Here is an 18,885-nt window from a genome sequence, read left to right as displayed (position 1 = left end):
AATCAATGCATTACCGTTCCTTCTGACGGAATACGTGTCCGCAAATGGACGAGCTAACGTTCAGTTGCGGACACGCGGTTTGCCAGGTATACCAAGGTGTCAGGCTGTTCGTGTGCCCGGTTCCAACGACTGCAGGTTCAAATCACAACATCACATTGTTGCCATGGAAAGCCTTGAGTGCCTGTTGCTTATAATTCCGGCCTAAGGGAAGCGACTTTTCACCAACCTGCACGGAAAGGGGCGAAAAAGCCTTTACTTTTTCGATGGCGACCAGAAACGAACGGTGGATGCGAATGAATTTGTTTTCGGGCAATTTCTGCTCCAGGTAACTGATTTTCTGATACGTAATGATTTGCCGGTCGTGGGTTTTCACCCGAACGTAATCCCGCAGGCTTTCGATGTAAAGAATGTCTTTCAGATACACTTTAACCATCTCGCGGTCTTCGCGTAAAAAAATATACGCCCGGTCGAAGTCGTGCGTCAGCGGACTAGCCGCTACCTCGATACCGGGCGATTGATTTCCCTGATAAACCTTACTGATAGAGCGCAAAAACCGCTCGAATGTCACCGGTTTTAACAGGTAATCCACCACATCGAGGTCATAGGCATCGACGGCATAATCGCGGTAAGCGGTGGTCATGATCACCAGTGGACGGTTTCGGAGCGATTTGAGCAGTTCCAGTCCGGATATTTGCGGCAATTCGATGTCTAAAAACAGTAAATCAACGGATTTGGATTGCAGAAACGTGAAGGCTTCCACGGCGTTGGTATAACTCCTCACCAGGGTTAGCCCCTCCACCTGCCGGACGTACGATTCCAGCAGATTCAGCGCCAGCGGTTCGTCTTCAATGATGACACAGTTCATGGTCGGTTAGGCGTTGAAGGAATGTGTAACCACGGCATCCCTGTTTTTACCCTCTTCTTTGTAGATGGCAGAATTCGGCCGAGTCGATGTGTCGGGATCGCGTTCGATCTTCAATACCGCCAGATAGGTTTCGTCTTCGCTGAACAGTTGCAGGGAATACCGGGTGCCGTAAATGATGTCGAGCCGCTGGCGCACGTTCTGTAACCCAATCCCCGCATGAGCGTTCGAAGCTGACACCGGCGGATTGGGGGATTTACTATTCTCTATCTTGAAAATGAGAACGTTATCATTAGTCAACACATCGACCCGCACCCAAACAGACTCCAGTTGCTGGCTGACGCCGTGTTTAAAACTATTTTCAACAAAAGGTAAAATGATCAAAGGCGCGATCAGAATCCCGTCGAGGGGCGTATAAATATTGAGCGACACATCCAGCCGGTCGCCATACCGGATTTTTTCCAGCGTGATGTAATTCTCGATATACTGGATTTCTTTCTTCAACGGAACCTGCGGTAAGTTACTGTCGTACAGCATATAACTCATTAGCTCCGACAGCTTGAAAACAATTTCGGGGGATTTGGGCGACCCGTTTACGGTGAGCGCGTAGAGGTTGTTGAGCGTATTGAACAGAAAATGAGGGTGAATCTGCGACTTAAGCAATTTCAATTCGGCTTCCAGTTTCTCACTGGCCAGTTTTTGGGTTTTCTGCCGAAGTTCCTGGGTAAGTTGCTGGTCGATGTACCATTTTTTCATCAGGTGAACGGTCGCCGGAATAGCAACCATGGAATACACCACAAACGTGTAAATCAGTATTTTCGGCACAAAAAACACGGGTGCCGACAAAGCCGACGGAAAGTAAAGCGGGTAAATAAAGCAGTAGGCTACCAGTCTCTGAAGCATACCGACGACCAGCATCGAGAGGACTAAATACGCCAGAAAATACCCATACCGCTTGCGAGTCAGAAACTTGTCGATCAGCAGGTAAAGCGTCACGTAGGTTGCCAGCATTTTGACCGGTAGTTCGATCAGCGAGATGGCAAAGCGCTGGCGGTATTCGTCGTCGACACTGCCGCAGATCAGTACTTCATAGACCACCAGCAGCAGCCAGAAAAGACCGTGCCAGGCAATTCGATAGCGAAATAAGAGCTTATTGAGTGATTCCATCGGTCGAAGTCAGGCCGTCCCGGCAGTTAACTCCTTAAAGTTACCGTTTTGGGTGATGCTGCCAGCCCGAAACCGTTTTTTTTAGACAAACGACACCACGGCCCGACGAACGGCGATGCCGGCCTGCCAACGCTTTTTGTCCGGTCTGGCCAGCTTCTGTCCGGCGGGTTCCTACTTTGGGCTAAAAATCCGGTTTGGTACGAAAACAGGCCGTTTTTTAGCCGAAAAGTATCACCCTCATCAGTCCGATCAGATGAAACAACAAATCAGCTTCAGACAGGTAGCCGTTTGTGTAGGCGGCTTGTTAAGCGCCTGCTCAACATTCGCGCAAACCGATGTCTATTATCAATCGCATCACTGGCAACTCCACACGGATGCCATTTCGCAAAGCACAGTGGTGGCTTTCTACGACAACCATAACCAGCTGATTTACCAGGAAACCTTACCCGGCAAACACATCCGATTAACCAAAAAGAACATTCGCCGGCTGGATCAGACCTGTAGCCTCCTGGCCACCAACCAGTTGATCGCGTCGACGATTCAGCCGGATGTCCTGACGCCCAATCCATCTGCTTTTGGTTCAGAACCCCGGGAAGGACGCTGGTCTTTGCTGGGAACCTCGGTGCCCGATTCGGTTTTTGCCGGTTTCAGAGCCAATGTCATCCCGGCACCCCATCGTAAAATTGCGGTATATTACACCCAATCCAGTGCGGGTCCTGTTTCCATCCAGCTACTTGATCCGGCTCAAAGGACCGTTTATCAGGAGGTGAGTGAGCATGCCAGCTACAAACGGTACTTCGATCTGGAAGACCTGGGGTATGGCATCATCAGTTGATCCTCTCGAACGCCCGGTACCGGTATCAGTACCGCCTGGATGTTCACCATCCCAATGCGAAAAGCCGACCGGTTTTATGGTCGGCTTACGGCGAACCGATCACAAAAAAACGCCCGCCGGAGCCGCTACACGTACAGGTGAATCAGCAACAGCCCAATCGCAATCAGGGCCGGAAGCGCCTGCGGAAAGAAAATCTTTTTATCAGCGGTAACCGTTCCATACAGCCCGGCGATGGCCACGCAGGACAGAAAGAACAGGGCGACGTAGTTCTGCCAAACCGGATCCCGGATGAGCAATGACCACACCAGTCCCGCGGCCAGAAAACCGTTGTATAACCCCTGATTAGCCGCCAGCGATTTGGTAGCGGGAAATAAATCGGCGGGAAAGTTCTTGAAAATTTTCGGTCCCCGGGTCGTCCAGGCAAACATTTCAAACCAAAGAATGTAGCAATGGATCGCGGCAATCAGTCCAATCAGGAGTTTAACCAGCATCGGTATACGGTTTAGAATTTTAACGCAAGCAGCCCTTCGGCCGGCTTCCTTCACTCCATCAACCAGATCCGGTCGGTTTCCGCCCCCTGCTCTGTCCATTCGACCAGCACACGCTGCGATTCCAGGGTGTTGACGCGCTTGCCAATGTAGTCGGGTTTAATGGGCAGATCGCGGTTATAGCGCCGATCGATCAATACCACCAGTTCGACGGTTCGGGGCCGTCCGAAAGCCGTCATGGCATCGAGGGCAGCCCGCACCATCCGCCCCGTCGCAATCACGTCATCGACCAGAATCACCTTCTTATTTTCGATCAGAAACGGCACATTGGTCGTATTGGGTCGCAACGGCGATTCGCGTCGGCGGAAGTCATCGCGGTAAAAAGTAGCATCCAGATACCCCAGCGGTATATCTTTCTGCAACGTCCGGCTGAGTTCACGGGCAATCCGTTCGGCAAAATAAATGCCGCGCGGCTGCATGCCCAGCACCACCGTTTCGGCAAAATTCTGGTGGTTTTCAATCAGTTCCTGACACAACCGGCTGATAACAATCTCCAGCAACGGACTGGCTAGGATAAGGCGTTTTTGGTTCATGACTGAAAGATAGTAGTCGGTTTTCAGTTTTCAGTTTACAGGGAGTGTTTTTTGTTGAACGGTTTCTGCGAACTTTGCAACTGGTTACGCTTGACGGATCATTCAAAACGGTTTTCTATGAAATTTCTCATCGCCGGGCTCGGCAACATTGGCCCGGAATATATGCTGACTCGCCACAATGCCGGTTTTATGGTTCTGGATCGCCTGGCGGCTCAACACGGTTTTACGTTCACCATGAACCGTCTGGCTTATACGGCCGAATGGCGGCATAAAGGAAAAATCATCCACCTCATCAAGCCCACCACCTACATGAATTTGAGCGGCCGGGCCGTTGGCTCTTATCTGAAACAGTTCGATGTCCCAATTGAAAATCTGCTGGTTGTTACGGATGATAAAGACTTGCCGTTTGGTAAATTACGTCTCAAACCGAAAGGATCGGCGGGTGGCCACAACGGACTGCGCAGCATCGACGAAGTGTTGGGAACGCAGGAATATGCACGACTTCGATTCGGTATTGGCAATGATTTTTCGAAAGGCCGGCAAATTGATTTTGTTTTGGGCAAGTTTCCAGCGGAAGAAATGGACGTCTTACCCGACCATCTGGATCGTGCCGGTGAAGCGGTCCTCAGTTTTTGTACTTCGGGACTACAACACACGATGAATTTTTTCAACCAAAAATAGAACTATTTAAAGATTTTTTCATTTTTGCCGATAAAAATTTCCTTTGGCTAAATTGTGTAATTTATAGTATTTTATTTCAATATAACGTTTAAACAGCCTATAAACACGGTTATAACCTATTACAAATCAATACCATACCCATAGCACACGCTATTCGTATTAAAAAATATAATTTGTACTCTTAAAATTTATTGCGATATTTGCATTGTTCTTCAACGGGAGAGCAATTGAACAAAATCAGGAATTTCTAAGTTAATTTGAAAAATAAAGATTTTGTTTCGTTACTTCTGAATTATTGTTGCGTCTTAAGTGTAGTTAGGTTACAAAGCTGCCAGACGGTACAATTAACAGGTTAGCCGGAAGTAGCCAAGTCATTAAAGAAGAAAAGGTTAAGGGTTTAGGAATAGTCAGTATAAAGCCTCTCGCAATGATCGGGAGGCTTTATCTTTTTTAAGGGTAGCCCAATAGAGCCCGACTTGAACTTTCATTTCTGATCGGCGCACCTTGATCAAAAATAACGGTTCAATTCGGGCTCCGTTCGGACGTTAGCTCACTGCTCCACCATTCCAAACCGCCTTGTCCGGTCCCAGCAGCGACAGGCTGCCGTCACGGTCTTCGGCCATCAGAATCATTCCCTGCGATTCAAGCCCCATCATCTTTCGCGGAGCCAGATTGGCCAGAAAAGTTACCTGTTTCCCAATGAGGTCTTCGGGGGCGAAATGTTTCGCAATACCGCTCAGAATCTGGCGCACGCCGGTTCCATCGTCTACTTTCAGTTTCAGCAGTTTATCGCTTTTAGGAACGCGCTCCGCTTCCAGAATGGTGCCGATGCGGATGTCCATTTTGGCAAAATCGTCGTATTGAATCTCCGGTTTGGCTTCCGGAATGGTTTTCGTCGCCAGTTCGTTCATGCGTTTGGATGCGTGCAGTTTTTCGATTTGTTGGTTAATCACCTCGTCTTCTAACTTCTCGAACAGCAGCACCCCGTTGCCCAATGCGTGGCCGTGGGGCAGCAAATCAGCTTTGCCCGCGTTCAGCCAGTGGAAGGCCGACCCAACGGCGTCTTCCGGGGTAATCTGGTCCGTATTCAATACTTTCCGCAGCTTTTCCGATGTAAATGGCAGAAAAGGTTCGCAAACGATGCTGAGGTTGGCCGAAATCTGCAAGGCAATGTTCAGAATGGTATGAACGCGCGGCAGGTCGGTTTTGGCCACTTTCCACGGCTCAGTTTCGGCCAGGTATTTATTACCCAGCCGCGCCAGATCCATCAGATACGTCAGGGCTTCGCGGAAGCGGTATTGCTCAATGGCCTGCCCGATGCGATCCGGAAACTGGGCCAGCTCGTCCAGAACCGCCTGATCGGTGTCGTTCAGATCGCCCTTCGTCGGCACTTTCCCGTCACAGAATTTCTGGGTCAGCACCACCGCCCGGTTGACGAAATTGCCAAAAATCCCGACCAGCTCGCTATTGTTGCGGGTCTGAAAATCTTTCCAGGTAAACTCACTGTCTTTGGTTTCGGGGCCGTTGGCCGCCAGCACGTAGCGCAGCACGTCCTGCTTACCGGGCAGCTCGTCCAGGTATTCGTGCAGCCATACCGCCCAGTTTCGCGAAGTCGAAATCTTATCGCCTTCCAGGTTCATGAACTCGTTGGCGGGCACATTGTCGGCCAGAATATAGCGGGATGCCGAACCACTCGCTTCGTGCATCAACATCGCCGGAAAAATGATGCAGTGAAACACGATATTGTCCTTTCCGATGAAATGAACGAGTTTCGTGTCTTTATCGCGCCAGTACAATTCCCAATCGCGCCCCTGCTGTTCGGCCCATTCCTTGGTCATCGAAATATAGCCAATCGGCGCATCGAACCAGACGTAGAGCACCTTGCCCTCCGTGTCGGGCAGCGGCACCTTGATGCCCCAGTCGAGGTCGCGGGTCATGGCGCGGGGTCGCAGCCCTTCTTTCAGCCACGACTGGCATTGTCCCATCACGTTGGTTTTCCATTCCGGATGGCTGTTGACGTATTGCTCGATGCGCGGTTGCATCCGGTCCAGCGGCAAATACCAGTTTTTGGTCGCTTTCAAAACCGGTTTAGCGCCGGAAAGCATCGAACGCAGCGGTTCTTTCAGTTCGGTTGGGCTGAGGGTCGAGCCGCAGTTTTCGCACTGATCGCCGTACGCATTGGGATTTCCACAAACCGGACAAACGCCCACGATGTAGCGGTCGGCCAGAAATTGCTTCGCGGTTTCGTCGTAATACTGCTCGGTGACTTCTTCCGTAAAATTGCCCGAATGGTACAGATTCAGAAAAAACTCCTGCGAGGTTTCGTGGTGAATCGGTTTGGACGTTCGGGAGTAGAGATCGAATGAAATCCCAAATTCTTCAAACGACTGCTTGATCTGCCCGTAATATTTATCAACCACTTCCTGCGGGGTAATGCCCTCTTTCTGAGCCCGGATGGTAATCGGAACGCCGTGTTCGTCGGTGCCGCTGATAAAGGCCACGTCTTTGCCCGTTGCGCGGAGATAGCGCACGTAAATATCAGCAGGCAGATAACAACCGGCAATGTGTCCGATGTGAATCGGGCCGTTGGCGTAAATCAGGGCCGCCGTGACGGTATAGCGTTGCGGATTTTCTAATGACATGTTCGTCGGTTTACGGTTTTCGGTATTCGGTTCAACACAGAAACAATGGCGGGTTCCGTCTTCCGTCAAATCGTACCTTTCAAAACCTAATTTTGGCGCGAAATTAGCAAATCGGCGGCAAACGTTGTTATGTTTACAAAAATGCCCGTTACAGGCGGGATCTGAATAACACCATGGAAAGCACGAATAATTTCCTGAACTGGGTTGACATCAAAAACTTCAAGTCGATCAAAGACCTGCGGCTGGACTGCAAGCGGGTGAACGTCTTCATCGGCAAACCGAACGTGGGGAAGTCGAATATTCTGGAAGCGTTGGGATTGCTGGGAAGTAGCTACAATGACAATAAATATTTACAAGACACTATTCGATACGAAAAACTTGTTGACTTGTATTATGATCATGATATCTCACAAGACATTTCAATCAGTACAGACCAAACACAAGCCACGCTTTCGGAAACGGTTATTAGTAAAAACTCAGAAAGCGCATTCAATCTTAACTTAAAAGATGAAAGAAGTTTATACAAATTCATCAATTACCATCTTAGCGAGAAAGGTCAGCTTTTAGGTATCTTAAGTGATTTAAATAGGAAAGATTCTCGCTTAAGTCCAGTTCGAAAATACGATTTTAGTGGTCGAACCAAATTCGAAAATTTATTTCAAGATTTTCTTTTGCCCCCCGATGGTCGCAACTTATACGCTGTTTTGAACAGGCGTGATGACTTGATAGAAGAATTTGTAAAATTATTCAAATCACAGGGTCTTGAATTTGTCTTTTTAGAAAAAGACCAAACTTTTGGAATACAAAAAAGACAAGGGCCACGTGTAAAATTATATGAGTTTTTTACCATCGCCGACACCTTCCGCCGGTTCATGTTTTACATAACCGCAATTGAGTCTAATAAAGACTCCGTGATAATCTTTGAAGAACCAGAAGTACATTCATTTCCTCCTTACACTCTTGAATTAGCGTATCGAATCATCTACGATGAAGATGATCAGTACTTTATTTCAACCCACAGTCCCTATTTGCTGCATACGCTGATCGAAAATCTGAAAGACGATCAGCTTAATGTATTCATAACTTACTACGAAAACTATGAGACGAAAGTCAAAGCCATGACACCGGATGAACTCCGAGATGTGTTGGATTTTAGTACAGACATTTTTTTCAATCTCGACAAGTTTTTACCGAATGCCGGACGTACTGTTTCTGCCTGAGTGTTACGCTGATACTGCTTTGATCAACTTGTTAGCTCCTGCCAATACCCGGATTGATCACATTTTCGGTATACGCAATGTCGTTCAGGAAATGAAAAGTATAGCAGAAAACCGGCCCAATTTCACCGTTGTCGGCATCATCGACAACGATAAGCGGTCACCAGCTTATTTCGATGACTTTGTCCTTATTGATCAATTCGAGAAAATAACCTTCAAAAAGAAGAGTGATACGAACCAATACTTAATTACTCTCGATAAAGCCATTGAAACATTTCTTTTGTGGAATGCCGAAAAGATTAATCTTAACATCACACAATACGGTTTTCCAACAAACCTGAAGCAATTTTGCAAAGCCGTAAAACGAACTACTATCGGCTATGACCCCAATTACCTTCAACTCCTCGCCGAACTCAAAAACCGCCGGGCACCCGGTTTCATCACCCTCGAAAACATCCTGAATGACTTCCTCACAACCTGATATCACCCTCGTCACCGGCGCCAATGGCCTCATCGGCAGCCACATCATCCGGCGGTATCTCGACGCGGGCCGACCGGTGGCGGCTCTCCGGCGAGCCGGTAGTGATCTGGGTTTGCTCAACGACATCAAAGACCGCGTCACCTGGTTCGAAGGCGATATTCTGGATATTCCGTCGCTGGAAGACGCGCTCCAGACCGTGCAGACCCGGGGCACCGTGGACGTGATTCACGTGGCGGCCATGATTTCCTATTCGCCGAAAGACCGCGACCGCATGGATAAAGTCAATGTGGAAGGCACGGCCAATGTGGTCAATATCTGTCTGGCGAAAGGCGTCCGGAAGCTGGGGTACGTCAGTTCGGTGGCCGCCATCGGTCGCCCGACAATTAAGGGAGAGAACGACAACGCCCCCATTGTGATCGATGAAGACCAGCGCTGGGAAGAATCGCCCCAGAATTCATTTTACGGACAAACCAAATACCGGGCCGAACTGGAAGTGTGGCGTGGTGTGGCCGAGGGACTAAATGCGGTGATGGTCAATCCGTCGCTGGTGCTGGGCGAAGGCGACTGGACCCGGAGCAGCACGCAGCTTTTTAAGTACGCGTTCGATGAAAAACCGTTTTATCCCGCCGGGATCGTCAACCTGGTCGATGTGCGGGATGTGGCCGAAGCGGTTTTTCAGCTCATGCAAAGCGATATCACCGCGGAACGCTTTATTCTGAGTGCCAAAAGTCTTTCTTACAAGGACTTCCTGGATAAAATGGCGGATGCCATGGGTAAGAAACGACCAAAATACCGGGTCTCCCCGAAACTTACGCAGTTGCTGTGGCCCGTCGAAGCCGTCCGCGCCTGGATTACGGGCAAGGCGCCCCTGATTACCCGCGAAACCGCCCGGTCGGCTTCAGGCCATTACCAGTACCAGGGCCGGAAGATTGAACAAACACTGCCTTTTCATTACCGGAATATGGACGAAACGATTCAACGGATTTCTGTGTTTTTCAAGCGTACACACGACCAGACGGAATAGCCTTTGGCCGTGTATCTGCACTAAAATGCTGATGTACAATTCATGCAAAAAACGGCGTAAAAACACTGCCTCCTTTTTTTGCGAGAATAGTTGCGGAATAGATTATTAGTTGTATATTTCTACTACATTTCTACGCTGAATAGTGGTGTATAGTATATACGTAACCCCTGTACAAAGTGAATATGGAGCAAGAGTTTGAGGAAAGAGAAAGCGAAATAAAGGCCTCGATACAGCGATTTGAGAGTATGCTGGACGGCTCCGAAAACCAATTTTTCGATCTGGATGTCTACGAGCAGATGGTCGAACATTATATGGAAGAGGGCGACCTGGAAAAAGCCATGAAAGCCTGCGAAGCCGGACTCGGAAACTTCCCCTACTCGCTGGAGCTGATGTTGGATAAAGCCCAATTACTGGCTACCAACGGAAAGTATGAACAAGCTCTGAATCTTCTGGATAGAGCCGCCCTGTATAATCCTAGCGATCCGGATGTGCAATACATGCAGGGAACCATCAGCAATCTGGCCGGCAATTACGAGCAATCCATCGAAATTCTGACCGATTTGCTGGAAACCGCCGACGAGAAGGACGACATCTATTTTCAGATTGGGCAGACCTACCAGAATTGGGGAAAATACGAGCAGGCCATTGAGAACTACAAAACGTCGATCAATTATAATATTAACAACGAGAATTCACTGTATGAATTAGCGTTTTGTCTGGATTTGATCGGGGAACTGGAAAACAGCCTGGATTATTACCAGCAACTCATCGACCGCGACCCGTATTCGCACAACGCCTGGTATAACATTGGCATTGCCTACAGCAAACTGAGCCGCTACAAAGACGCTGCCGAAGCCTATGATTATGCGACGATTATCAAAGAAGATTTTGCGTCGGCGTATTTCAATCTGGGCAATACCTACATGAACCTGGGTGAGTTCGTGAAGGCCGAGGAAGCGTATCGCAGTACGTTGAAGTATGAAGAGGCCACGCCCGAAACGTATTGTTACCTGGGTGCCAGTCTGGAGAAACAAAACCGCTATGGTGAGGCCATCACCCGCTACCGTGACGCCGTCCACCTGGATAACCTGTGGGACGAAGGCTATTACGGGATTGGGGTCTGTCTGAGTGAATTGGGCAAATGGCACGAATCCATCCCGTTTTTGCGGAAAGCACTGAAACTGAACGAGAAAAATGCCGAATACTGGCTGGCGCTGGCCGAAACCGAATACAAGCTTGGCAACGGCGTATCGAGTCTCGAAGCGTTTGAGAAAGCCGTCGAGGCCGACCCGGCCAATGTCGATGTCTACCTGCAATGGTCGCTGGTGATGTTCGATCAGGGTGATTTTGCCAGGGCCCACGAAATTATCGAGATGGGTATCGAGGAACTGCCGCAGGAAGCCGATCTGTATTACCGCGCGGTGATTTACCTCATTCATGCCGGTCACTACCGCGAAGCACTTGTCAGTCTGGAAGCGGCTTTGACGCTCAATTACGACCAGCACGTGCTCCTGTTCGATTTTTTTCCGGAGTTGGAAAAGCAGAAAGCACTTTACAAGATTATAGAACAATACCGAAAAAAATGATTTTGGCGGATTCCGCCGGAAGAGCCGCCCTTTTTTAGAGCGGCTTTTTTTACGGGCATAGTTTTTGCAATCGACTCCAATAACCCAACATTCACGTCAGCGTTATGCAGAAAAAGTATCGTTTCTTCTTATTCTTCAGCTTATTAACCGGATTAGCAATTTCCCAACCGGTAGCGGCCCAAAACCGGCTCAAGAAAATCACCTATTCAGACGGAAGTGTCCGGCAGTTTTTTTACGATTCCAAAGGCAAGCTCGCCAAAGAAGAACTCACCCGCGAACAATCGCCACTCAGTCAAATTCAACACGACTACAGTACCAATGGTAAACTGGCTTCGTATTCCATGCGGTACCAAAACCCCGAAGCACCCTGGAACTACGGCTACTCGGAGAACTATAAGTACAGTCCGGAAGGGCGTTTAAGCTCGAAGGAACGCTATTTGCTCCGCAAGGGGATGTCGCCGGATAAACCCGATAAATCGCTCTTTTTCTCCGATTCACTGATCTACAATGCCGCCGGTCAGATTGTGGGACGTCAGCGCTATACCTACGCACCAAGGGGTGATTTGTCGGGGCAATCACCAATCACCATGACGACCAATCAATACCGGTATGATGAGCGGGGCAATCTGGTTGAAGAAACCGTTACGACCAATCCTTTGCAGCGAAACGCGGCTTCCACTACGCAGACCCGCCGGATTGTGTACGAATATGACGCGAAGCCCAATCCGTATTGCCTGGCCGATTGCCCGATTTTTGATCAGATGAGCTGGTCAAAAAATAATTGCATCCGGGCTTCTACCTACCAGATGGGAGTGGGTAGTCAGACAAAGCCATCAGTCAGTGAATACCGTTACGTGTACGATAACGACTTGCCGGTCAGACGAATACAGGCACAAAACTCAACGGTTCTGGAGCAATACGAGTACGAAACAAACTAAATGCGTTCTTACTTCAGGCTTTCACTGGCGCGCTTTTTCAGATCATAGGTGTGCGGTGGAAACAGCATCAGCACGTCGTTTTCGTCGAACGCTTTTTTAACGGCTTTAATGGCTTCACTCAGGGCTTTGGTGGAGTCAATTTTGGCCGGATCGATCCAGAACCAGACCAGAAACTGGATTAGTTCGAGCGAAACTCCTTTGTAATGCATTTCAACCGGTTTGTCGGTCCGGATAAACGGCAATGATTTGACGGCGCTAATGGCCACCCGCTGGGCTTTGCTCAAATCATCGAGGTGCGAAACTCCCGCCGTCAGTTCGATGCGCCGTTCTCCCGTGCGCGAATAGTTGATGATGGGCTTCTGAAAAACGTCTTTACTCGGAATTTCGATGGTTTGGCCTCCGCCGTTATCGAGCACGATGGAGCGAAGTTTGATGCGGACAACCCGGCCCATAAAACCGTTCGTATCCACCATATCACCCACTTCGACAGGCCGCTGCAAGGCAATAATGGTGCCCGAAATGAAATTGGCCGTCAAATCCTGAAACGCAAAACCGATGGCCAGGGCCAGCACACCGGCACCAGCCAGCAGGGAAGCCACGGTTTTTTCGAGGCCCAGCACATCCAGCGCGATGAATAAACCCAGCGTCATCACCACCAGTTGGGCAACGGTTCCGGTCAAATTGATCAGCGACAGATTGTCACTAAACCGGTCGAAACCCCGCACGACCAGCCGCCGAAAATACCGGGAAACAAAATTAAACAGCAAAATAACCAGCAGCGCCACCGCCAGATTCGGCAAGTATAGAATGGCGGTTTTGACCCAGCCTTCCAGGCGATCGAAAATGAGTCGGGCGACGTCTCCTAGGTTTAGCATAGACACAAAGATAGGGTAAAGACCGATGCCGGATGGCCGGACCTCAAAAGTCAGCGGCATCCGTTACGGTCCTATTCGTTCCAGTAACTGCGCCGTCCGGATTCCGTAGGCACACTGAAAATGCCCCAGCGGACACCTTGTACGCCCGTGCAGCCCGCACGGTTTGCAATCGAGAAGTTCTTGAATTTCAACCACCTGCGAATCATCGGCCAACGGTCCGAAACCAAACTGGGGCACCGTGGAGCAGAAAATTGCCGTTGTCGGCGCATTCATCGCCGATGCCAGGTGCAGCGGAGCGGAGTCGTTGACAAAATTCATCTGTGCGCCTTTCATCAAAGCCGCCGACTCCAGAAAGGATAATTTTCCCGCAAGATTCACCACCCGGTTGCTGCCGGCCTCCCGGCTAATTCGTTCAGCGACTTCAACATCCGACGGTGCACCCAGCAGGTAAACGGTCAGGGAGTCCGGTAGCTGTCGCAAAAAATCAATCCATTTTTCTTCCGGATATTGTTTCGTAAACCAGACCGACGTGGGCGCCAGGCAGACATACGGTTTGGTTTGGTACGGTTCTATCCGGTCAAAATCGCTGGTTGATGGATACAGCCGGGGTTTAAAGGCGGTCCGGTTGGTAAACCAGCTGATCAGTTCCGTGTTCCGGTCAATTTCGTGAACATCAGGCGCGATCCGGTGTTCGACCCGGTAGGAGAAAAAGCGGGAAAACGGATTTTTACCAAAACCGATGGTTTCTGAAGGGCCCGCCAGCGCCGTTAGCAAGCCCGTTGCGCCGAAGCGCTGCAGATTGATGACCTTGTCGTACTGTCGCTGACGAACGATGCGGATCAGACGAAGCAAATCATTGTATTTGCCATTTTTTTTATCCCAAATCAGTACGTCGTTCAGATAAGGGTGGTTCATTAACAGGCCTTCGTTCCCCTTTCGGAGTAAAAAGTCAATGGATGCGTCCGGAAAGTGAAAATGAAGTTTTTCCACCAACGAAGTAGCCAGAATGACATCGCCGATGAAAGCGGTTTGGACAATGAGAAACCGTTGAGATTGGTTCATTTAGCAAGTTTCAGGATCTCTTTACATCTCAGCAATTTAATCAATTCAATATTAGGTTAAAAACGCCTGATTCCAAAAGTACGAACTCGTATTCCCCCATCTTTTTAGGCTTGGATCAAAAAACCGGTCGTGCTTCCCTTACTCAGTTCTTCCGGAGAAGCTGTCCATTAGTGTACAATTCCTGTCCAGAAACGGACAAATTACCCGCTGCATATCTTCGCAAACCGGCCTTATTTGACTGTAAAGGCCTTATTTAGTACTTTGGCAAGGCATTTGTTTAGCAAATAACAAGAAAATAGAAAACGACAATGGGCAGACCGTATCTGGGCGAGTTCGAGGAGCTGGTTTTACTCACGGTGGCGGTGCTGGACGGAGGTGCGTATGGCGTTACGATAGCGGCCGAACTCAAGCAGCGCACCGACCGGACCATCAGCCTGAGTGGCGTTCACATCGCCTTATACCGGCTGGAAGAAAAGGGATTTGTCCGTTCTGAACTTGGGGGAGCGACCACTGCCCGCGGAGGGCGTCGAAAGCGGTTATTTGCCATTACCGCAGCCGGTAAACAGACCCTCGGCGAAATGCGGCAGGTGCGCAACGAACTCTGGGATTCCATTCCTAACCCCTCCTGGTCGTAATGAAGAACACTCCGCAACCTCCCGCTTGGGCCGACCGCCTGCTGAAAGCCCTGTGTCCGCCCTACTTGCTGGAAGAGCTTTTGGGCGATCTGCACGAGCAGTTCGCCGAGCAGGTGGCTGAAGTGGGCGCGCCTGAAGCCCGGCGGTTTTACGTGCTGGAAGTCATCCGGTTCTGCCGGCCCTATTTTCTGAAACGACGGGCCGCCTATCTGGCCAAACCGGTTTCAAAAGCCGGTATCCCGAATTATTCAAGTGCTTATCCTCAACCTCATTCTCTGCATCCCGATATGCTCCGTAATTACCTGAAAATCGCCTTTCGCAACCTCTGGAAAAGCAAGGGCTACGCTGCCATCAATGTTGTGGGCCTTTCGGTGGCGTTCTGCATCTGCGTGTTTCTGTTTCTGACCGCTTATTTACAGCTAACTTACGATTCCTTTCACAAAGACGGCAACCGTATTTTTCAGACCTATTTCTTCGCAAATGATCCGGAAAAAGCCACCCGCAGCGGTACGATGCCGTTGCCGCTGGCCCCCGCTTTAAAGGCCGACTATCCCGAGCTGGAAGCGGTAACCCGCGTGGTGGCGGGCCGAAAAAGTCTGGTGGAGGTAAACGGAAAATATTTCGATAAAATGGTTTTGCAAACCGATCAGGATTTCCTGAAAATCTTCTCGTTTCCGTTGATCAAAGGAAGTCGGGAAACCGCCCTCCGGGATTTGAGCAGTATTGTTCTCAGCGAGAACATGGCTGCTGTGCTCTTTGGCAGCCAAAATCCAATCGGAAAAACCGTGCAGATCGGCAGTGACGCCAATAAGCGGCAATACGTTGTAACCGGTATTGCGGGCGATGCGCCGAACAATTCAACCATTCAGTACGATGCATTAATCCGGGTCGAGAGTTCGCCCGGCTATCAGGCAGGAAAAGACAATTGGAGCTCCAATTCCCATACGGTTTATGTCAAATTACCGGCCCGGATCGGCAAGGCAGCTTTCGAAGACCGGCTCAAATCATTTGTCCAGAAATACCTTCAGAATTCGCTGGACGGACTTAAAAAGAAAGGCGCCAAACCGGATCAACGGGGCGATTTATTCGCCCTGCGGCTGCAGAACCTTTCCGATGTTCATTTTGACCGGGAAATAGCGGGAGGCAGAGGAACGCCAATTGCGCTGGTGTATACGATTCTGGCCATTGCCTTTTTTATCCTGTTAATTGCCAGTATTAACTTCATCAACCTGAGCATTGCCCGGTCGTTCAGTCGGGCGCGCGAAGTGGGCGTCCGTAAATCGTTAGGGGCGCTAAAAACCCAGCTTTTTGTCCAGATCTGGGGCGAATCGACGGTACTTTGTCTGGCGGGATTTTTGGTCGGACTCCTACTCGCCTATTTCCTTTTGCCCCAATTCAATGCCGCTTTCGACGCCAGGCTCACGTTTGATCACCTGCTCCAACCCGGTTTTATAGGTCTGATTTTGGGCGTGTTTGCGCTGGTTACGCTCGTAGCCGGTGGCTATCCGGCCTGGCAAATGGCCCGGTTCAACGCGGTGGAAGTGCTGAAGGGCAAGCTCTCCCTGAAACGCCCCGGCGTTTTACGCAACTCACTGATTGTTACCCAATTCGCTCTGTCTTGTTTGCTGGCATGCTGCACCATCATTGCCGCCCAGCAAGTGGATTATCTCCGGACCAGACCGCTCGGTTTTCAAAAAGAACAGGTCATCAGCATTCCGGTGGGCAATCAGGTCAATGGTCGGCAGGTACTCGGGCGGTTGCGGAATAAACTGGCGACGGATCCGTCGGTGGTGGCCATAACCGGCACGAATGTCAACATTGGCCGGGGTATGGACCGGGTCAGTTCCCGGTCGACCAGTGGCTACACCTATAAAGGAAAAGATGTTTCTTCCGACTGGCTGCTAGTCGATTACGATTACCTCAAAACGCTCCACATCAAGCCCTTACAGGGCCGTGATTTTGACCGGGCTTATTCAACCGACTCGACGAAAAGTGTGGTTATTACCGAAAGTATGGCGAAAATGATAGGCGAAAAAAATCCGGTTGGAATGTTGCTCGGTGACGATGCTGATTCGACGGATGCCAAATCCCGGATCATCGGCGTCATTCCTGATTTCCACCTGTATTCATTGGCCGATGAAAACCGCCCCATTACCCTGCATATTTCCAATTCGGAAACCATCCACTACATCTTTATCCGCGTTACTCCGCAAAGTCTGGCGGGTTCGATGGAGAAGCTGAAAAAAGTGTGGCAGGAAGTGGCTCCGCAGTCGGAATTCATCGGTACGTTCATGGACGAAAACGTTAATGCGTGGTACCAGAACGAGGAGCGAATGGCCCAGATCTGTAGCCTGGCGTCCGGCATCGCCATTCTGCTGTCGTGCCTGGGATTATTTGCCATCGCCATGATGGTGATCGAGCAGCGAACGAAAGAAATCGGCATCCGCAAAGTGATGGGTGCCAGCATTCCGAACATCATCGTGGTGCTGTCGCGCGACTTTGTCAAACTGGTGCTGATTGCGCTGCTGATTGCCATTCCCATTGCCTGGTTTTTGATGAATACGTGGCTGGACAACTACCTGGAGCGCATTCACATCAGCTTCTGGGTGTTCGCCGGCGTCGGTCTGTCGGCCATCCTGATTGCGCTGGCTACAGTCAGTTTTCAGACCGTCAAAGCCGCTCTGGTGAATCCAGTGAAGAGTTTACGTAGTGAATAACCAACCAATAAAACCATGAAAATCGGCTTATTTATCCTCCTGCTCAGTATCGGCCCGGTTGCAATGGCGCGCTCCGTGGTGCAAACCCGGCTTGTCGATAACGGCAAAACGCTGACGATCCAGATTAGCGGACACCGGGACGGCCGCAAAATCCATTTCGACCAAACGTTCGATGTGTCCAATCAGAACATCCTGCAAAAAGAACGGATCAAATACCGCGCCTTTCGTTCAGTCGGATTGGTGCCTCCAGTCGCCGAATTTCCGGGCTTGATTACAGCCGCTGTGGGGCTGGTTGCTCTCGCCGGTACGGCTTTGGCCGTGTGGTCTCAAAACGTGAAAATAGCAGCACCGCGTCCCATATAGCGGTTTTTAATCCACGGGTTAAAAAAACGCCCTCATCGTCCTTTCAGGGTGTATTGCACCGACGCCACCCCCTGAATCGGTTTTCGGCCGTAGCCCGGAATGTAAACAGCCTGATTGTATAATTCCGGTTTTTCGAAGATAAACCGGTTGGCCAGTACGCCCAGATCCAGCGTTAAACGCGGCATAATGTCGACTCTCACTCCGCCGGAAATACCGGCACTCAGCAAAAACGACTCTTTTGCCGCCTTACTTTTGATAGGATAACAGGGGGCAACAATGCATTCTAAAATAGAGACATCCTCTCCTGATTGGTTGAGATAGCTATTGGTCAAGTGCGCTCCAAAGAACGGCCGAAACCTCCCGGTTTTATTCAAATATGCCCTGCCACCTACCCGCAAATACGCTCCGCTAACGGTCCCTTCCCAATACCGCCATAAGAACTCATTGTTATTTTGCGGATAATGACTGGGGAGTGTATAGCCCCCGTGAACAAAGAAATCATAGCCCGGACTTTTCGTCCAGGTCGCGTTCAGTTCTACGGTTTTATCGAAGAACGGCACCGCATTCAGTCCGATTTGAAAGGAAGTCGGTTGCGCAAACAATACACTGTTCAGCACGAGCAACCCAATCGACAGCAGGGAGATTGTCTTCATACTTGTATTGTGATGAAATTTTCTTTGACTAAATTTAGTTCTTAATTCTATACCTGCAACTGCGAA

Annotated in this window: 18 protein-coding genes; 10 read left to right on the top strand and 8 right to left on the bottom strand. The window is 49.9% G+C overall.

Annotated features, from left to right (window positions below):
* Positions 1 to 142: 142 nt before the first annotated feature.
* Together EHT87_RS23855 and EHT87_RS23850 are read right to left on the bottom strand one after the other, a co-directional pair.
* Entirely contained in the window at positions 143 to 865 is a 723-nt protein-coding gene (locus EHT87_RS23855) for a LytR/AlgR family response regulator transcription factor (protein ID WP_124909182.1), read from the bottom strand.
* A gap of 6 nt (positions 866 to 871) precedes the next feature.
* On the bottom strand, positions 872 to 2,029 hold the full coding sequence (locus tag EHT87_RS23850; RefSeq protein WP_124909181.1) for a sensor histidine kinase: 1,158 nt from the start codon (positions 2,027 to 2,029) through the stop codon (positions 872 to 874).
* Between the two features lie 253 nt (positions 2,030 to 2,282).
* Between EHT87_RS23850 and EHT87_RS23845 the strand changes: the two genes are divergently transcribed.
* Entirely contained in the window at positions 2,283 to 2,864 is a 582-nt protein-coding gene (locus EHT87_RS23845) for a hypothetical protein (RefSeq protein WP_124909180.1), read from the top strand.
* Positions 2,865 to 2,989: 125 nt separating this feature from the next.
* Here EHT87_RS23845 and EHT87_RS23840 read toward each other — a convergent pair whose 3' ends face one another.
* Positions 2,990 to 3,361: a DUF1304 domain-containing protein gene (locus tag EHT87_RS23840; protein WP_124909697.1), complete on the bottom strand. Its 372-nt coding sequence runs from the start codon at positions 3,359 to 3,361 to the stop codon at positions 2,990 to 2,992.
* A 44-nt stretch (positions 3,362 to 3,405) separates the two neighbouring features.
* On the bottom strand, positions 3,406 to 3,945 hold the full coding sequence (gene pyrR, locus EHT87_RS23835; protein ID WP_124909179.1) for a bifunctional pyr operon transcriptional regulator/uracil phosphoribosyltransferase PyrR: 540 nt from the start codon (positions 3,943 to 3,945) through the stop codon (positions 3,406 to 3,408).
* Positions 3,946 to 4,062: 117 nt separating this feature from the next.
* Between pyrR and pth the strand changes: the two genes are divergently transcribed.
* The gene (pth, locus tag EHT87_RS23830) at positions 4,063 to 4,626 is read left to right on the top strand and encodes an aminoacyl-tRNA hydrolase (protein ID WP_124909178.1); all 564 of its coding nucleotides are present in this window, start codon (positions 4,063 to 4,065) and stop codon (positions 4,624 to 4,626) included.
* 545 nt (positions 4,627 to 5,171) lie between these two features.
* Here the strand turns inward: pth and metG are convergent.
* Positions 5,172 to 7,268 (bottom strand): methionine--tRNA ligase, encoded by a 2,097-nt coding sequence (gene metG, locus EHT87_RS23825; RefSeq protein ID WP_124909177.1) that lies wholly within the window; start codon positions 7,266 to 7,268, stop codon positions 5,172 to 5,174.
* Between the two features lie 173 nt (positions 7,269 to 7,441).
* On the opposite strand from metG, the gene EHT87_RS23820 reads away from it, so the two are divergent.
* From EHT87_RS23820 to EHT87_RS23800, 5 genes are all read left to right on the top strand, one after another.
* Positions 7,442 to 8,488 (top strand): AAA family ATPase, encoded by a 1,047-nt coding sequence (locus EHT87_RS23820; protein WP_124909176.1) that lies wholly within the window; start codon positions 7,442 to 7,444, stop codon positions 8,486 to 8,488.
* 91 nt (positions 8,489 to 8,579) lie between these two features.
* A complete protein-coding gene (locus EHT87_RS23815; RefSeq protein ID WP_229321302.1) occupies positions 8,580 to 8,966 on the top strand; it encodes a hypothetical protein in 387 nt (128 codons plus the stop codon).
* Positions 8,947 to 9,990, top strand: coding sequence for an SDR family NAD(P)-dependent oxidoreductase (locus EHT87_RS23810; RefSeq protein WP_124909174.1), 1,044 nt, complete (start codon positions 8,947 to 8,949; stop codon positions 9,988 to 9,990). The genes EHT87_RS23815 and EHT87_RS23810 overlap by 20 nt, the downstream gene beginning before the upstream one ends.
* A gap of 182 nt (positions 9,991 to 10,172) precedes the next feature.
* Positions 10,173 to 11,576: a tetratricopeptide repeat protein gene (locus tag EHT87_RS23805; protein WP_124909173.1), complete on the top strand. Its 1,404-nt coding sequence runs from the start codon at positions 10,173 to 10,175 to the stop codon at positions 11,574 to 11,576.
* 104 nt (positions 11,577 to 11,680) lie between these two features.
* The gene (locus tag EHT87_RS23800) at positions 11,681 to 12,514 is read left to right on the top strand and encodes a hypothetical protein (protein WP_124909172.1); all 834 of its coding nucleotides are present in this window, start codon (positions 11,681 to 11,683) and stop codon (positions 12,512 to 12,514) included.
* Positions 12,515 to 12,522: 8 nt separating this feature from the next.
* Here the strand turns inward: EHT87_RS23800 and EHT87_RS23795 are convergent, their stop codons facing one another.
* Together EHT87_RS23795 and EHT87_RS23790 are read right to left on the bottom strand one after the other, a co-directional pair.
* A complete protein-coding gene (locus EHT87_RS23795) occupies positions 12,523 to 13,389 on the bottom strand; it encodes a mechanosensitive ion channel family protein (protein WP_124909171.1) in 867 nt (288 codons plus the stop codon).
* 63 nt (positions 13,390 to 13,452) lie between these two features.
* Positions 13,453 to 14,451, bottom strand: a complete 999-nt coding sequence (locus tag EHT87_RS23790) for a glycosyltransferase family 9 protein (protein ID WP_124909170.1) — start codon at positions 14,449 to 14,451, stop codon at positions 13,453 to 13,455.
* A gap of 308 nt (positions 14,452 to 14,759) precedes the next feature.
* On the opposite strand from EHT87_RS23790, the gene EHT87_RS23785 reads away from it, so the two are divergent.
* From EHT87_RS23785 to EHT87_RS23775, 3 genes are read left to right on the top strand one after another with little or no spacing between them, the layout of a single operon-like run.
* The gene (locus tag EHT87_RS23785; protein ID WP_124909169.1) at positions 14,760 to 15,086 is read left to right on the top strand and encodes a PadR family transcriptional regulator; all 327 of its coding nucleotides are present in this window, start codon (positions 14,760 to 14,762) and stop codon (positions 15,084 to 15,086) included.
* Positions 15,086 to 17,803: an ABC transporter permease gene (locus tag EHT87_RS23780; RefSeq protein ID WP_221622072.1), complete on the top strand. Its 2,718-nt coding sequence runs from the start codon at positions 15,086 to 15,088 to the stop codon at positions 17,801 to 17,803. Before EHT87_RS23785 ends, EHT87_RS23780 begins: the two co-directional genes overlap by 1 nt.
* 15 nt (positions 17,804 to 17,818) lie before the next feature.
* Positions 17,819 to 18,166 (top strand): hypothetical protein, encoded by a 348-nt coding sequence (locus EHT87_RS23775; RefSeq protein ID WP_124909168.1) that lies wholly within the window; start codon positions 17,819 to 17,821, stop codon positions 18,164 to 18,166.
* 32 nt (positions 18,167 to 18,198) lie between these two features.
* Here the strand turns inward: EHT87_RS23775 and EHT87_RS23770 are convergent, their stop codons facing one another.
* The gene (locus EHT87_RS23770) at positions 18,199 to 18,819 is read right to left on the bottom strand and encodes a hypothetical protein (protein ID WP_124909167.1); all 621 of its coding nucleotides are present in this window, start codon (positions 18,817 to 18,819) and stop codon (positions 18,199 to 18,201) included.
* Between the last annotated feature and the right edge of the window lie 66 nt (positions 18,820 to 18,885).

It is taken from the genome of Larkinella knui (genome assembly GCF_003858645.1).
GTDB lineage: Bacteria > Bacteroidota > Bacteroidia > Cytophagales > Spirosomataceae > Larkinella > Larkinella knui.
This window is presented reverse-complemented; position numbering and strand designations above follow the sequence as displayed.

Excerpts from the sequence above, each read along its gene's own strand:
- EHT87_RS23780 (WP_221622072.1), top strand. The coding sequence starts at position 15,086 with ATGAAGAACACTCCGCAACCTCCCGCTTGGGCCGACCGCCTGCTGAAA.
- EHT87_RS23855 (WP_124909182.1), bottom strand. The coding sequence starts at position 865 with ATGAACTGTGTCATCATTGAAGACGAACCGCTGGCGCTGAATCTGCTG.
- EHT87_RS23790 (WP_124909170.1), bottom strand. The coding sequence starts at position 14,451 with ATGAACCAATCTCAACGGTTTCTCATTGTCCAAACCGCTTTCATCGGC.
- EHT87_RS23800 (WP_124909172.1), top strand. The coding sequence starts at position 11,681 with ATGCAGAAAAAGTATCGTTTCTTCTTATTCTTCAGCTTATTAACCGGA.
- EHT87_RS23775 (WP_124909168.1), top strand. The coding sequence starts at position 17,819 with ATGAAAATCGGCTTATTTATCCTCCTGCTCAGTATCGGCCCGGTTGCA.
- EHT87_RS23795 (WP_124909171.1), bottom strand. The coding sequence starts at position 13,389 with ATGCTAAACCTAGGAGACGTCGCCCGACTCATTTTCGATCGCCTGGAA.
- EHT87_RS23815 (WP_229321302.1), top strand. The coding sequence starts at position 8,580 with ATGAAAAGTATAGCAGAAAACCGGCCCAATTTCACCGTTGTCGGCATC.
- EHT87_RS23845 (WP_124909180.1), top strand. The coding sequence starts at position 2,283 with ATGAAACAACAAATCAGCTTCAGACAGGTAGCCGTTTGTGTAGGCGGC.
- EHT87_RS23785 (WP_124909169.1), top strand. The coding sequence starts at position 14,760 with ATGGGCAGACCGTATCTGGGCGAGTTCGAGGAGCTGGTTTTACTCACG.
- pth (WP_124909178.1), top strand. The coding sequence starts at position 4,063 with ATGAAATTTCTCATCGCCGGGCTCGGCAACATTGGCCCGGAATATATG.
- pyrR (WP_124909179.1), bottom strand. The coding sequence starts at position 3,945 with ATGAACCAAAAACGCCTTATCCTAGCCAGTCCGTTGCTGGAGATTGTT.
- EHT87_RS23770 (WP_124909167.1), bottom strand. The coding sequence starts at position 18,819 with ATGAAGACAATCTCCCTGCTGTCGATTGGGTTGCTCGTGCTGAACAGT.
- metG (WP_124909177.1), bottom strand. The coding sequence starts at position 7,268 with ATGTCATTAGAAAATCCGCAACGCTATACCGTCACGGCGGCCCTGATT.
- EHT87_RS23805 (WP_124909173.1), top strand. The coding sequence starts at position 10,173 with ATGGAGCAAGAGTTTGAGGAAAGAGAAAGCGAAATAAAGGCCTCGATA.
- EHT87_RS23850 (WP_124909181.1), bottom strand. The coding sequence starts at position 2,029 with ATGGAATCACTCAATAAGCTCTTATTTCGCTATCGAATTGCCTGGCAC.
- EHT87_RS23820 (WP_124909176.1), top strand. The coding sequence starts at position 7,442 with ATGGAAAGCACGAATAATTTCCTGAACTGGGTTGACATCAAAAACTTC.
- EHT87_RS23810 (WP_124909174.1), top strand. The coding sequence starts at position 8,947 with ATGACTTCCTCACAACCTGATATCACCCTCGTCACCGGCGCCAATGGC.